Genomic DNA, 14,657 nt, shown 5'->3' on the forward strand with positions numbered 1-14,657 from the left:
TTATTCATATCATATACTTGTTCTAATAAAGAAAAAACTTCCTGATGTTTCTTAAGATTATTTAATACATCTAATTTAATGAGATATGAACCGGTAAGAAATAAATCTTGAGGTTTTATCCCGTTTTCGATACAAGCATTTATAGTATCGTTAATTCTTCTTAATGCTTAATAATTTTTACCTTGGATATTAAATAATTTAGCTTTTGCATAATATATAGTTGCTATGTCAGTTTGATCTACTAGATTTTGATTGAACATATCTTCCATCATTTGGATATTTTTTTCTGCTTCTTCTAGATTTCCTAGCTGAATATTGGATATAGCCGAACCGGAAACTACATTACATTTTATGGAATCATATCCTTTCACTTCATCAAATACCTACTTAGCTTTCGTATCATATTCAATTGCTTTTTTAGGATCCAACCAAGTTCTATAATACCCACCCCCTATGCGTCCTAAATATGCAGCATAAGCAAATTTTTCTTCATTATTCATTGTCCATAATTTAAATTTACCTTTTTGATCGTTTTTATCAAACCAATTTACTAATTTTTTTGAGTTATATAAATCGGAAGAATTAGCATATTGCATTAATAAATTTATAACTCTAAAATTTTATATATCTATATATCGTATTTTTCTGCATTTTTTGTAATTAATCCGGTATAGTTTTAGCATTTCTAAAAATACGCCCCTTTACTAAACTTTTAGGTATAGAATTTAAAAGATTAGTAACACTACGTTCAAGATATTCTTTATTTCCTTTATCTTTCCTTTATCTCCATTTATTTGTAATATTTTTTCAGATATAATAACATCATGCATTTCAAATATCGGATTAACTTCATTAGGTTCAATGTTAGAGATCAAAGCAAATTTAGAAAACTGATAAATATCATCGTCTAGACTATGCTTATCTTCAGTAATAGAATTTAATAATTCTTTTGAAAAACTTTGATTATTAAGCAATGCTATCCCATCTAGTAATCTCTTGGCACTGGGCTTTAATTCATTGCTAACAAGTTTTATATTTAGCTCAATTTTATCCTTAGAGGCTTTTATCTTTTTCTTGTATTTCTCTAAGTTTAAACCTTGTGTATTTGTGCTCCTTGAACTACGAGAATCCGATAACCTCCAAATTCTTGAGTCAAAAAATTTATTAATTCCGGATTTTTATTTTCCAATATATTTTTTGCAAGTAATGCAGTTTCCGGCTTAGTGAAAGCGTTTACTTTGATTATGTTAGATAATAATTCATCATCTTGGGAACAAAATATAATATTACCGTTATACTCCCAATTAATAAAATCCTCTATTTTCTTATTCTCACCTATTTTTAAATTATCAAACACCAATAACCATTTATCTTTACTTGCTAGATAAACCATTAAATCTTTCTTCATCACTACCATATCTTCTGAAATTACCGGTGATTTTACCTAGGTATTAATAGCTTTAGATAATTTGAGTAAATGCTGCTCTATATTTAGATTACAATCAATCAACCAAATTATGTTATAGTTATCTTTATTTTCATAAGCGTACATTCTAGCAAGCTGCGTTTTACCCATACCGCTTACCCCTACTACACTAGATTGCTTATATTTATTAAGATTTTCTTTTAGTTTTTTCAATTGAGATACATGATTTATAAAATAGCTAACCGGTACAACTCGACTAGAAGTCAATAAAATTTGAGGTTAGTGAAGGTATTGCACGGGGTGGAAAAGTAGGTGATGTCATTCCCGCGAAAGCGGGACTCCAGTAATTTAAAGATTATACACAATAAGTTTGTAAAATTAAAAGCTCGATTTATCTCACTTTTTTCCCGATCCCTGCCTACGCGTGGATGACATATAGTAGGTTTTTGAGCCATGCAACAAGACATGTAGGCGGGAAGAAAAAACAAACAAAGCCCCCTTTTTTCAAAGAGGGCTTTTTTCTTGAGGAACTTATAAATTTGCTAATCGGGAGCGATTAGAAGTTTACACGGACTTTTAGAGTACCTTGATGTGCGGTATATTTACTTGCAATCTGAGCATCGTAACCGATTCCGTACTCCATCTTAGCATCAGGTCTTATGCTTGCACTTAAACCTAAATTATAAGATGTTTTAGCGGTTCTGTCAGGCTGGCTAATACACGGAGTAACTTGTCCGTCTAATACAGACTGAGTTTTAGATAATCTACCGTTTACTTTATGAACCACAAAAGCGTGAGCTTCCGGATATACCGCAAGATCAGTTATGTTCATAGTACCGCCGACTACTTTAGCACCTACTATTAAATCGGTTCTATCGCTAAACTTGCTGTTAACTTGCTTGTTTGCAACTGTTGTACCGGTTTCTTTGTAGTTTTCATCAGAAGACTTTAAGTAGCTAAGTCCTGCCATTGGAGTTACTAACACACCTTGCATTACATTGTAATCATAACCGACTGTTAAGTTACCACCAAATGTCATGTTATCGTAATTACCGGCAGCAATTTGCTTGCTCATATTACCGTTAGCATCGAAGAAGTAACGCTGACTTTTGTTCTTTACTTGGTTTAAGCTAAATATTGCACTACCTTGAGCAAAGAAGTTCTCAACAAGCTGCTGGGCACCATATAGAGAGAATGAGAAACCGTTAACGTCAGTTTTATCACCTTTCTTATAATCTTGGTGTTTTATATCAGTTTTAGTGATACCGATAGCAGCACCGATCATTAAGTTATCGTTAGCTAGCGTATCTAAACCGATTACGACACCGGTGGTTTTAGCTTTATAACCAGCTAAACCACCTTTCTTACTTTGATGTGCATCAGTATAGAAAGGTTTTGTCCATATACCGTAAGCTACATTATCAACAGCCTCGTCACCTGCAGCAACCACAGCCGGTATTACTCCAGCTTCAGGTCCAGCCATTTCAGCAGTTTCAGGAGTACCTAAATATCTAAGAGCACCTAATCTGTTACCAAGTTGAGCTTGGATATCTTTAGCTACATCTAATTGTGCATTAGTTACGACCGCACTTGTATCGGTAACGATAGCTCCGACAAAGTTAGCAGAATCAGCACTATTTTTAGCTAAAAGAAGATTATTATATGCTGCAGTATTAGTTGCATTTACAAATGTTGTAACGTTCTGACCTACACCTGGTGCACCTCCAAACGAACTATTTGCGATATCGTTAGTAACTACGTTTTCTGCATTGTTAGTACGTGTTATTATATAATCTTGGTTAGCAGCACGTATTAAACCGTAATTTACGAAACGATTACTTCCGGTTACAGCAAAGTTAGGAACTCCTAAAGTACCGTTAAATCTAGCACCACCTTCGATTAAAGTATAAGTTTGTGTACCACTGAAATTTGCATTGGCATTATCTTGTACGTTAATGGTTGTAGTTCCTGTGGTTGTTGCATTAACTTGAGCACCTTCCGCGATAACGATGTGACCTATATTACCGTTTGCTAATGTTAAAGTAGTTTTAATAGAAGTATTGTTTCCCCATGTTGAAGTACCACTTGCAAATGTTAAAGTATTCGTAAGAAGATTGACTGCACCGTTAATAGCAGTAGTACCACCGCCTAAAATTACATTAGAATTTAAAATACCTAAGTCATAAGTACCAAAGTCTATGACTTGTGAATAAATATTTCCTTGTAATCCTGCACCATCATCACTACCTGTAAATCTAACAGAAGCTACAGGAGTACCTGAATCACCTATATTACCGACGAATGCATTACCTAAATAAGTTACAGTACCGTTATTAGCTTTAGTAGTAACAATCATACTTGTAGAATTAGAAAATATACCATCAGCAAATCTTACATTAGCGTTACCGTTAACACTTCCAAGAGTAATTTTACCGTCAAAATCTGTTCCGGCTATACCGCCTGTAGTAACAGTTACACCGTCATTAATTGTTGCGTTAGTTGCAATAATATTACCTAAGTTGTTATAGTCTGTAGTAAACGTTACTTGCTTTAACTGTGAAGAGCCAATACCTGTGCCTAAGCCATAAACTGTACCAGGGGTATTAGGAATACCACCGCTAAGTGTGACAGTACCTTGATTATTGTTTATAGTACCGATACCTGCATATAATGTAGTAGCATTAACGATTATGCCGTTATCGCTTCCAAGACCTAGACCTACGATATTATTTTGATCACCGATTACTTGACCGTCAGCGATGACACTATCAACACCTAAAACAATCACTCTAGGAACATCAAAACCTTTAGCTGTTTCATTACCTACGGTACTTTTAATTGTTAAAGGAATTGCGTTACCTGCATCATTGAATGGAATGCCGCTAGGTAAGAATAAAGTTGCACCTAAACTTGAATTTTCAAAAGCAATCGTATCAGTCGCAACACCATGATTATTACCTGCATTACCTATCCCATTAATCACTACGTTACCGGGACCAGAAACCGTTATTTGTTTTAAATAATCAACAGGTGCAGCTTGTTTGTTTAATGTTACGGTAATAGGACCGGTGTTAACGAATTCTACTATACCGGTACCATCGGCAGATGCAACAAAGTCTGCAGTATAGTTACCACCGATTTGTAAGGTAGAATTAGCTTCAATTATAGTTTCACCGTTAAATGTTGCATTATCTAAGAACTTAACAGTAGTACCGTTATCTAATGCTACAGTATTAAACTTATTACCTTGCTGTCCACCGACTGTACCGCTTACTATATTTGTTCCACCGGCATTAAAGACGAAAGAACCTACGTTAGCATCAGTAGTAGTAATATTAGTAGCATATAAATTTACACCTTTACCAACATTTAATATAGTATCAGCATGAGCCCCTTTAGATCCAAAATTAATTTCTGCAAGTGGATTTGCAGCACTACCTAAATTTGTACCGGCTGCAAGAGTTGTATTATTATTTACAACAGGATTAAATATTATTTTACCTTGACCGACAGCATTTGTAGTGCTTGTTATTAAATAAGTATTATGAGCGAATTGTACTGAACCGTTATTTCCAATAACCAACTCGTTAATAGCAACATTACCGCCATTTAAAGCTGTTTTACTTGAGCCAATATTAAATTGTCCAAGAGTTTTATTATTAGCTCCAATAGCACCGATTGTACCGCTAATAGTTAAAGTTTGAGCATTTGTTAGGCTACTCGCATCAACAACGCCTGTTTGATCAGTAGCTATAGCTAAATCAAAATCAACTAAAATATTATTTTGAGTGTTTGTTAATTTAATAGTACCACCGTTAGCTTGGAAATCAATCGTTCCACCGACATTAGCACCGATAATATTTGCTCCACCAAGTGTTAATGTTTTTGTAGCATCGTTAGCTAAAGTAATGCCTTGTAACGCAGCAACACCGCCACCGTTACCTATATCGCCGGTAATTGTAGCACTACCGTCTAAGGTAATAGCACCGGCTGCAAGAGCACCGCCGACAACAGCAGTTTGGTTAACTTTACCGTTTATAACTGTACCGTCAGCAAGTTTAAAGATAGAACCGGCATTTCCTAAACGTAACTCGGCAGTATGTGTTCCTGATAATTGGACAACTCCAATACCTGATGCTTCAATTGCTGTAATATTATTTGTCACCGCAACATTTGCATCTGCACTAGCACTTGCTAAAGTACCGTTAGCAGCAAAAGTTATCACACCTGCAGTGTTACCGTGATTGCTAGCATCACCTGTAAAATTACCGGTAAGAGTCATAGTATCAGGAACTGTAATCTGTGCTGCAAGATTACCGAAATCAGTAGTACCAAAGTTTGAGTTTTGGGTTATTGCAACTTTAGAAGCTGCTGTTTTAAAGGCAGTAGTACCATCTGTACCAACGTCAACTATGTGTCCAAAATTTACTTCTCCGCCTGCATTAGCACTTTGTATAACCATGTCTTTAGCATAAACTTGTCCAGCGATTGTTGCTGCATTACCATTATCTACGCTAACAACAAATCCTGCAGCTCTACCTGCGCCATTATTAGTACCTATTACTGCATTAGCAGGGCCTGCATTAGCTATAAGTTGACCGGCTACTGCAACAGTGTTAAATGCGATAACACCTTTTAGATTACCGCCTAAACTTCCTGTAACGTTAAAGTCGTTAGCAGCACCATGCTTACTTAATAATACTAATCTACCCGTACCGTCTGTTCCATTAAAATTAATAGTAGCACCACCTGCTTGTAAATTTAAAGCATTACCAACAGTAGCATCAGTATTGAAAATGAAACCTTGACCGTCACCGATATTAATTGTCTTAATAGTAGCGAAACTTTTGTCTGAAACTTGAATAAATCCATTAGTAACATTTAATGTACCGTTAACACCATTAGCTATTACAGCATTATTTCCAAGTACAAGAGGAGCTTTTTGAGTTGTAGGATTTGCTAAATTAAATACTAATGTAGAAGCCGCAGCACCCAAGTCTATTGTTCCTACACCGCTAAGATCATTATTGGCAATAGCAGCACCACCATTAAATTGTGCAACAACATTTTGAGCATTTTTTGTAACAGCAGCTTGTGCATTAGTAATACCTTGACCTGTTATAGTAAGAGTTTTACCGGCATCAACCCTAAGGTCAAAGGAGTTAGCGTTATTAGCAGCATTAGTGATGAACCCTAAGGTAGTATCTGCACTCACTGTCACTGCTAAATTGTTTGCAGTATCTAAAAACAAACCGTTAAAACTACCGTCTGGAGTATTTAAATTAATACCATTATTAGCATTAGCAGTAATAACTGCATTTAGAGCAACTGCAACATTTGCAGGAACGGCAGTTTGATCAAATCCCGCACCATCAACAGTTGTAGCAGCTCCGTTTGTTGTTCTATTCTGCTGTGTAGCAGCACCCATAGCTGCACCTGCAAAACTGGCTACTATGGTAGCTGTAGAAGCAGTTACCAACCCGGCGGAAATTAATTTTTTTAGAAAATTTGGTTTTTGAGCCATAATTTTTGTCCTATATTTAAGTTAAAATTTAGTATCTAGTATTAAAACAAACTTATCAAACGTGAATCAAGGATATCCCCCATTTGATAAGGAAATAACCTAATATTTTGTTTCAATAGTTTCTAAACTACGGACTATAGCATACTATATATTGTATATAATTACAAGCATCGCTATAGTTTTTTTATAAAGTTTTAATAAATGTTATATTTTTACCACATTGGAGTTATACCTTATCAGGGTCATCCCGTGGCTTGACCACGGGATCCAAAAAAATAACTTAATACGTATACATTTTTGATTTTTTTAGATGGATACCGCTACAAGCTCTCAGTATGACACCAAGAACTGGATCCCGTGGTCAAGCCACGGGATGACGAACTAATTATTCCCCTACTCTTCTTTAAATATTAGCACTTCAGCAGTATTTGCCCATTTTAGCATTTCGTCGTATTTAGTATGCCAAATACGCATAATTTCTTTTTCATATTCTACAATTTGCTCTTCTAATCCTTCAAATTGTTGCACCATTTGACGTGCTTTAGAAAGTATCGTGTCATTAGTAACGTCAAAAACTTTTTTCAAATGACGGTCTTGTTCTTCTTTATAATTTAAATGAGCTGCTCTACCAAGCTCGGCATCTTTATGCATATCTTCACTTCTTATCTGTATTTCAAAATTACGTTTAGAGTATAAAAGCTGCATTATATTATGAAGAGACTGATAGCCGTTGCTTTTTGGTCTATTGATATAATCTTTGGTGTATAACCAATCTAAATGCGGAGAACTCTTAACTACGTCCAAAGCATTATAGCATAGAGCTTTAGATTTAACTATAATCCTACATGCAATTAAGTCTTTCAATGCATCAATCGGCACTGCTTTCCTTTTCATCTTTTTTAAAACAGAATAAGGTTCTTTAAGACGCATATATATCTCATTTTCTATATCTGCTTTATTTAAATCTTCTTTAAGAAGATTAATAATATCACAAATCAAATCCCCTCCTGCTACCTAAAATTCTCTATATCTCTATTCTTAGTAAATATTACCTATAGCTTTTAGAACTTAAATCCACAAGACTGTTCATAACACTATTCAAGTAATTTATAAAATTAATTCTTTAACTAAAAATTAAAAAATAGATTAATAGTAAAAATAAATTTTTTCAATATAATTTGTTTAATTAATTTTAACTCAGATTAATTGGATAAGTTCCTTAATAGCCATTTTATGGCTAAATACCTGAAGTTGTGCAGTTCCATTGTCATCTCGCAGCTATGACCACGGGATCTTGCATCACAGACTGTGTCCTAAGATACCGCGGTCGAGCTGCGGTATGACATTAAATGAATAATAGCATTAAGCAATAAACAAGTCAGAAAATTTATCTATAGAACTTCCCGAAATACTACCTAGAACTTCAGACATTTTGTTAAATTCTCCGCTACATTCAAGCACTATATCTACGCCTGCATCTAAAACTTCTTTGGTCATATCTGCCATACTACTGCTTAAAGCTTTCATATCTATTGCATCGGAAATAATAAGCCCTTTAAAACCGATATTATTTTTAATATAGTCTATAACTTTTTTTGATAGGGTGGCAGGATTCTCAGGATCAAGAGCTTTGTAAATTATATGTGCCGTCATAGCAAGTTTAATATTATCGTACTTCGCTAGCTCCTTAAATACTTTAAAGTCTGTTTTTTCTAACTCTTCTATATCAGCATCGACAATCGGTAATTTTTTATGGCTATCCACCGTAGCTCTACCATGGCCCGGAATATGTTTTATACAAGCCCCAACTTTCTCTTCTTGTAATCCGTCTATAGCAGCTAAACATAAAGGCACGACTACTTCCGGCTCCCCGCCGAAACTTCTATCACCGACTATCTTGTCTGCTCCTTCGTGGATCAAATCCGCTACCGGTGCAAAATCTAGATTAATACCTACTTCTCTCAGCTCTTTCGCAATATCACTATAATTTTGTTTACATGCTTGGGGATCAGTAAAAGTTTGAGCAGCCGGAGCGTCATAAAAAGCCGGTGCTATGAGCCTTTTTACCCTACCGCCTTCTTGATCTATAGAGATGATAGTATTTTCCCCTAATACTTCTTTTATATATGCAATAAGCTTAATAAGGGCTTCTTTATCCTGTGCACCGTTATCATTCTTTCTAATATTACGACGGAATAAAATTACACCTAAAGGATTATGCTCTTCAAATAATTCTCTTTCGGTATCGGTTAATTCAGGACCAGATATACCTATAATTACTGGCTTTACCATTTGTCTTATTGTCATAATATGCTCCTTTCTGTTCTTTAAAACGTGATATGACAAGTAATATACGTGAGTCATCGAGGAATCGGCAAGAATTTTTTTTATTTGAAGAGACAAATTATGGAAGTTGGTAAGTATAAGTAATATATCGATTCTAGCAGTAGAAAGAGATGTAATATCTTTATTTAAAGATTTTTGGAGTAGATCAATATCATTAGCAGTATAATATTTTCTATTATTTATTTTATAATTAGATAAATCAGGGCTTTTTGTCTCTAGATATCTTAATTGATGTAAAGCAATATTTAAATGCTTAATCACTTCACTAGCAGAATAATATTTTTTTTGTTAGCTTATTGTTTGTCATATACTCCGAATACAGATTTTGTTGCATATCTCGGAAAACGCTTTTTTGATTCTATAATTACCGGTGCTTTGGTATGAAAATTTATTCCGGGACGTGGATTTTTTTGTTTAACCTCAAAGCTACCAAAATTCTTTAAAGTTAATTTTTGCTCTTTTGCTATTTCTAAAATACTAGAAAAAACCGTATGAACTATTTCCTCGCATAAATTATTTGAAAAACCCAATTTAAAGCTTAACATAGCTGCAATTTTTTCTTTGGTAATAGTCATAAATAATACCGGTTTTTAAGGGTATATTGTCCGCAGTCATTGCGAGGAGAAACTATAAGTTTCGACGAAGCAATCTCAGGAGTTTATCCTACTTTATGAGATTGCCGCATCGATGCTACGCATCTCCTCGCAATGACGTTAAAAAATTACGAATTTGCTTTTGTGTCATCCTTGGTAGGCAAATCTGCAAAAATGCTAGGTGTTAATAATAATGAAAAAAATTTTAATAACATAAAGTAGCGGTAGCACCTAATGTTATTAAAATTTTTTTCATTATATTCTCCAATTATTTAATCATCAAGTTTTTTCACAAGAGTTTGTCTATATTCTTCCACTTTATCATCTTTAATTTTCTGATAATCCTGTAACTCTTTCGTTAAATTTTTATATTGCTCTTTTATAGTTTCTAAAGAATGGTATTTACTATCCTTAGCCTATTCCTCTAAATCATTAATTTTGACGGATAATTTATCTGCTACTTCATGACATTTTTTATTAAAATCGACAGTAATAATTTTAGCAGAGTTCTTAAGATTTTTATGTAATTCTTCAAGTGCTTCACTTCATAGTTCTCATAAAACCTCTTTATTAAAATAGTTAATAAAAATTAAACTTAAGTATTATTATATACCGGTATCATAAATAATATAATTATAAAAAGCAATTTTAAAAAGTACATATTGAACATATAGTTATTGTATCAAATAAATTTGAGGGTATTATGACATTAGAACTAGGAAAAAAAGTTCCTGATTTATCTTTACACATAGGTAAAGATAACGTAATTAAACTATCGGATTTAAAAGGAAAATTCGTAATATTATATTTTTATCCGAAAGACGATACACCTGGATGTACTATTGAAGCACAAAATTTTAACAAGCTAAAACCAGAATTCGATAAACTTAATACGGTAATTATCGGAGTATCCAAAGATAAGCTTGACTCTCATGATAAATTTAAAGAAAAATATAGTTTAGGATTTGATTTAGCCTCTGATGCAAATTCAAATTTATGCGAACAATTAGGGGTATGGATAGAAAAATCAATGTTCGGTAAAAAATATATGGGTATTGATAGAGCTACGTTTTTACTTGATGAGGAAGGCATAGTTAAGCATATTTGGCGGTCGGTAAATGCTAAAAATCACGCTCAAGAAGTACTTGAGAAATTACGGACTATGCTTTCTTAAAATGTCATACCGTGGCTCATTTTTTTGTCATTGCGAGGAAATTGCATAGCAATCGACAAAGCAATCTCAAGATATTTGACGAGATTGCCACGCAGCCTACTACGCTACGGCTGCTCGCAATGACGTTTCATTTCTTCCATCTATTGTGAAACCAAAACCATTGAGAAGGATTTTGCTTAACCCATTCTCCTAGCATTTGATTAATATTAAGCATAATATTATAGCAATCGGCTTTATTATCGCCAGTTTGCTCAAACTTTAATTGCGGGTGAACTATTACTTTAAAATAACTGCCTTTAGTTCTAATGATTTGGCAAGGTATAATTGGATATTTATACTGCAAAGCAATTTTAGCGATGGCGCTTGCAGTCATAGCAGGATGCCCTAAAAAAGGCACTTCAATTCCATCGTTCATTTTTTGATCAACAAGCATAACAATAGATTCACTCTCCTTGATAGCCCTGACTAAAGCTCTGCTACCTTCAGGACCTTTCGGTATAAGTCTTAATTTATCACCGGCACGACTTTCATTAACCAACTTGTTAACATACGGGTTATTTGCTTTACGATAAATTACGGCAACTTTCGGATAAAATTTATGAAGAAGCTTAAGACTAATATCCCAATTGGCAAAGTGACCGCTAAATAATAAAAAAGGTTGTCCTTCAAGTTTTTTAATATTTTCTATGCCGATTATTTCGATTCTACACTCTAACTCGGCTTCATCCATCTTGCCAACATATGTAAATTCACCGATAAACCTACCGAAATTATCCCAAGTTTGATCTATGATTTTTTCAACATCACACATATCGCCGAATACTACTTTAATATTTCGTCTAGCAATTTTATTAACAGCAAATAATATACCGACTTTTCTTGCTATAAAACTACAAATATCCGCCGCTTTATCTACACCGAATATTCCTATTACTTTCAGGAATATAACAACGATAAAATACTCAATTAAATATCTGAGCTTTTTTAAAAATTTTTTCATTTAATAAATCAGGATTGTTTATAGATAATTCTACATCTAGACAGACAATATTATTATTTAAATCATTAAACTTAACATGATCTTTTCTTGTAGTAACTAAGGTAGCGTTATGGTCTTTAGCTAATGAATATAAATTTTCTAAATCTGCTTGTAAATAATTATAATGATCAGGAAAAATTTTGTAACCGGTTATATTTAATCCGTAATTTTTTAAAGTCGCAAAGAAACGCTCAGGATTACCGATACCGCTAAAAGCAAAATAATTTTTAGTTTTATCTATATTATTTGAAGGAACTATTTGAGCATTTATTAACTTATTGACATAAGGAGTTAAAATATTCGGTATTTTATCTTGGTGGCTACTGACTAAAAAAATTAAATCAGCTGCATCAAGGGCTTTATTTGGATATTGTCTTAAAGGACCGGCAGGAATTAGAAAACCGTTGCCGAAAAGCCTTTGGCTATCTATTGAGACTATAGTAAAGTCTTTATGAAAATAAGGATTTTGTAGGAAATCATCAACTATTATTATATCAGGTTTAAGCTCGTTAATTAACGGCACAATCTCTTTAATATTTTTAGTAGCAACAACTGTTCCATACTTTGCAAGTATTACCCCCTCATCTCCTACCTCTAATGCTGTATGTCCTTGATGTATGGTAGTTGCACTTTTAAGGTTACTACCATAAGCCTTAGTTACTATTACAAAACTTACATTTCTGGCTTTTAGTAATTTGGCTAGATACATTACTATCTGCGTCTTACCCGTACCTCCTACGCTACAATTACCGACACAAATAACTTTAGCAGGCAACATAATAGGACGTGCTAAACTAGCTCGTAAATAGCCTAAAAATTGATATATCAAGCTTATAAACAAAAGCAAATAAGCTATAATATTTTGCTTCTGCCAAAATTCAGGATATAAAAGTTTGATCATAGTTTAACATTTACGGTAGTTAAAAATAAAGTCAAATGGATTGACTACTTTATTATCTAACAGAATTTCAAAATGCAAATGTTCACCCGTTGCATTACCAGTGCTTCCTTGTATACCGATAAATTGACCACGCTTAATTTTATTTCCTTCCTTGACTGACATTTCTTTTAAATGAGCATATTTCGTAACAAATTTGCGTCCATGTTTAATCTCAACAAAATTCCCGTAATCAGGTGCTCTAGCGGCTTTTATAACAATTCCGCTTGCTGCTGCATATATCGGTGCTGCCTTTTTAGCTTGTAAATCAATACCGCTATGGAAACATTTCTTTTTTCTTTTCTTTTTATGAGGACTTGTCCTAGTTCCGTAATGGCTAGTAATTTTCGGCTCATATTCCGGCATCATAAGCGGTATTGTACTAATTATTTTATCAAGCTTGGTTAATTCCGAGATATTATTCCTATGAGTTTGTTTTTTTGCAAAATAGCTAGCTTCCGGTTTAGAGAGAAACTTATATTTTGAATTTAGTTTTGTTACAACTGCCTTTATATCAGCTATTTTTATTTCGGCTGCTTTATTAAATTCTGCCGGGTTTTTATTATGGAATTCGTGTAAAAAAATCTTATTTTGTTTAGGGTTATTAATTATTAGACCTAAGTTTTTTGCATATATACATTTGCTATTTTTGTTTGTTAAATCATACTGTACTACTAAATCCGCATGGCTGATTTTATATTTTTGCTTTAATTGAGATGAAGTAGTAGAAAGTAACGTAGTATCACTAGATTCTTTAATACTGCTACAACCTTGAACAAAAAAAACTATAAACAGTAAAAAGATATATTTTTTAAAAGACATTAAAGATAAATGTATGTAAATTTCAAATTAAGAGTGCCACTTAAATATTCTGTTAATTTCTCTAATTCTCCTCTAATATTTGGAGGGTTAATTAACATTAACCCACACTTTACCATATTTTTATCACTATTTAAAAGCTCATATTCAATAATCATAGTTTCTTTAAATCCGATATTTTTGTAATTGTGGTAAAAATCACAGACTAAAGATAAATCTTTTATAGGATACCAAATTAAGACAGTATTATTAAGAACTCGTAGCTTAATTTTTTTAAGTGCTTCAAGTAATTTTTGAAACTCATTTTTTACTTCAAAAGGCGGATCAAGAAAAATTAATCCTCTATTCTCTTTAAATGGTAGCAAAGCTTTGATAGCATTATAAGCATCTATATTATGCGTATCATTTGGTAATAATTTTTTTAAACTTAAATAATCACTTGGATGAAGTTCGCAGGCAATTTAAGCGATCATTTGGTCTTAATAATTGTTTAATTATAAAAGGTGAACCTGGGTAGTGACTTTTGCCTGCTATATTTATTATATTTAAAAAAGTTTGTAAGAGGAGCTGAGGAACAGGATCGGTAGCTTGCAGTAATTTATTAATTCCCGTATCGCTTTCTAGAGTTTTAGAAGCTGCCTCCGAGTTTAAATCGTAAAGACCTAGCCCAGCAAAAGCATCTAAAACCGCAAAAGGTTTTCCTTTTTTCTTGAGCTGTGCTAAAATACTAATCAGGACTAAATGTTTGACTATATCGGCAAAATTGCCTGCATGATAAATATGACGATAGTTCATTTTA

Annotated in this window: 13 protein-coding genes and 3 pseudogenes; 1 reads left to right on the top strand and 15 read right to left on the bottom strand. The window is 33.3% G+C overall.

The genetic code is table 11. From position 1 onward, the window contains the following. Window positions 1-167: 167 nt before the first annotated feature. The 11 genes and pseudogenes from AB4K15_RS04830 to AB4K15_RS04880 all read right to left on the bottom strand — a co-directional run. Window positions 168-371, bottom strand: a complete 204-nt coding sequence (locus AB4K15_RS04830; protein WP_048751012.1) for a hypothetical protein — start codon at window positions 369-371, stop codon at window positions 168-170. A gap of 12 nt (window positions 372-383) precedes the next feature. Further along, on the bottom strand, window positions 384-596 hold the full coding sequence (locus AB4K15_RS04835; protein WP_500225128.1) for a hypothetical protein: 213 nt from the start codon (window positions 594-596) through the stop codon (window positions 384-386). A gap of 129 nt (window positions 597-725) precedes the next feature. Further along, the gene (locus AB4K15_RS04840) at window positions 726-974 is read right to left on the bottom strand and encodes a hypothetical protein (protein ID WP_032073531.1); all 249 of its coding nucleotides are present in this window, start codon (window positions 972-974) and stop codon (window positions 726-728) included. A 116-nt stretch (window positions 975-1,090) separates the two neighbouring features. Next, on the bottom strand, window positions 1,091-1,408 hold the full coding sequence (locus AB4K15_RS04845; RefSeq protein ID WP_500225131.1) for a hypothetical protein: 318 nt from the start codon (window positions 1,406-1,408) through the stop codon (window positions 1,091-1,093). 36 nt (window positions 1,409-1,444) lie between these two features. Next, the gene (locus AB4K15_RS04850; protein ID WP_500225133.1) at window positions 1,445-1,639 is read right to left on the bottom strand and encodes a hypothetical protein; all 195 of its coding nucleotides are present in this window, start codon (window positions 1,637-1,639) and stop codon (window positions 1,445-1,447) included. Between the two features lie 343 nt (window positions 1,640-1,982). Next, a complete protein-coding gene (ompB, locus tag AB4K15_RS04855) occupies window positions 1,983-6,950 on the bottom strand; it encodes an outer membrane protein OmpB (protein ID WP_500225135.1) in 4,968 nt (1,655 codons plus the stop codon). A gap of 393 nt (window positions 6,951-7,343) precedes the next feature. Then, window positions 7,344-7,949, bottom strand: a complete 606-nt coding sequence (locus tag AB4K15_RS04860) for a RelA/SpoT-related domain-containing protein (protein WP_500225138.1) — start codon at window positions 7,947-7,949, stop codon at window positions 7,344-7,346. Between the two features lie 363 nt (window positions 7,950-8,312). Continuing rightward, window positions 8,313-9,257 (bottom strand): glycoside hydrolase family 3 protein, encoded by a 945-nt coding sequence (locus tag AB4K15_RS04865; protein WP_032073595.1) that lies wholly within the window; start codon window positions 9,255-9,257, stop codon window positions 8,313-8,315. A gap of 45 nt (window positions 9,258-9,302) precedes the next feature. Beyond that, window positions 9,303-9,603, bottom strand: a pseudogene (locus AB4K15_RS04870) (MerR family transcriptional regulator); the annotation flags it as partial. Beyond that, window positions 9,590-9,871 (bottom strand): HU family DNA-binding protein, encoded by a 282-nt coding sequence (locus AB4K15_RS04875; protein ID WP_500225140.1) that lies wholly within the window; start codon window positions 9,869-9,871, stop codon window positions 9,590-9,592. The gene AB4K15_RS04875 and the pseudogene AB4K15_RS04870, both read right to left, overlap by 14 nt. Window positions 9,872-10,023: 152 nt before the next feature. Then, a pseudogene (locus tag AB4K15_RS04880) lies at window positions 10,024-10,145 on the bottom strand (hypothetical protein); the annotation flags it as partial. 447 nt (window positions 10,146-10,592) lie between these two features. Between AB4K15_RS04880 and bcp the strand changes: the two are divergent. Further along, window positions 10,593-11,063 (top strand): thioredoxin-dependent thiol peroxidase, encoded by a 471-nt coding sequence (bcp, locus tag AB4K15_RS04885; RefSeq protein WP_032073535.1) that lies wholly within the window; start codon window positions 10,593-10,595, stop codon window positions 11,061-11,063. Window positions 11,064-11,190: 127 nt separating this feature from the next. On the opposite strand, the gene AB4K15_RS04890 is transcribed toward bcp, so the two are convergent. From AB4K15_RS04890 to rlmJ, 4 genes and pseudogenes are all read right to left on the bottom strand, one after another. Further along, complete coding sequence (locus AB4K15_RS04890) at window positions 11,191-12,063, bottom strand: lipid A biosynthesis lauroyl acyltransferase (protein ID WP_032073536.1); 873 nt, start codon at window positions 12,061-12,063, stop codon at window positions 11,191-11,193. Further along, window positions 12,026-13,003 (bottom strand): tetraacyldisaccharide 4'-kinase, encoded by a 978-nt coding sequence (gene lpxK, locus AB4K15_RS04895; protein ID WP_032073537.1) that lies wholly within the window; start codon window positions 13,001-13,003, stop codon window positions 12,026-12,028. Before lpxK ends, AB4K15_RS04890 begins: the two co-directional genes overlap by 38 nt. Before the next feature lie 3 nt (window positions 13,004-13,006). After that, complete coding sequence (locus AB4K15_RS04900) at window positions 13,007-13,861, bottom strand: M23 family metallopeptidase (RefSeq protein WP_032073538.1); 855 nt, start codon at window positions 13,859-13,861, stop codon at window positions 13,007-13,009. Further along, a pseudogene (gene rlmJ / locus AB4K15_RS04905) lies at window positions 13,861-14,653 on the bottom strand (23S rRNA (adenine(2030)-N(6))-methyltransferase RlmJ). The gene AB4K15_RS04900 and the pseudogene rlmJ overlap by 1 nt, the downstream one beginning before the upstream one ends. Window positions 14,654-14,657 lie beyond the last annotated feature (4 nt).

This window comes from Rickettsia aeschlimannii (assembly GCF_047973405.1).
Classification (GTDB): Bacteria; Pseudomonadota; Alphaproteobacteria; order Rickettsiales; family Rickettsiaceae; genus Rickettsia; species Rickettsia rickettsii.

Coding starts and splice junctions, on each gene's coding strand:
- AB4K15_RS04835 (WP_500225128.1), bottom strand. CDS start 596: ATGCAATATGCTAATTCTTCCGATTTATATAACTCAAAAAAATTAGTA.
- AB4K15_RS04845 (WP_500225131.1), bottom strand. CDS start 1,408: ATGAAGAAAGATTTAATGGTTTATCTAGCAAGTAAAGATAAATGGTTA.
- ompB (WP_500225135.1), bottom strand. CDS start 6,950: ATGGCTCAAAAACCAAATTTTCTAAAAAAATTAATTTCCGCCGGGTTG.
- AB4K15_RS04865 (WP_032073595.1), bottom strand. CDS start 9,257: ATGACAATAAGACAAATGGTAAAGCCAGTAATTATAGGTATATCTGGT.
- AB4K15_RS04875 (WP_500225140.1), bottom strand. CDS start 9,871: ATGACTATTACCAAAGAAAAAATTGCAGCTATGTTAAGCTTTAAATTG.
- bcp (WP_032073535.1), top strand. CDS start 10,593: ATGACATTAGAACTAGGAAAAAAAGTTCCTGATTTATCTTTACACATA.
- AB4K15_RS04890 (WP_032073536.1), bottom strand. CDS start 12,063: ATGAAAAAATTTTTAAAAAAGCTCAGATATTTAATTGAGTATTTTATC.
- lpxK (WP_032073537.1), bottom strand. CDS start 13,003: ATGATCAAACTTTTATATCCTGAATTTTGGCAGAAGCAAAATATTATA.
- AB4K15_RS04900 (WP_032073538.1), bottom strand. CDS start 13,861: ATGTCTTTTAAAAAATATATCTTTTTACTGTTTATAGTTTTTTTTGTT.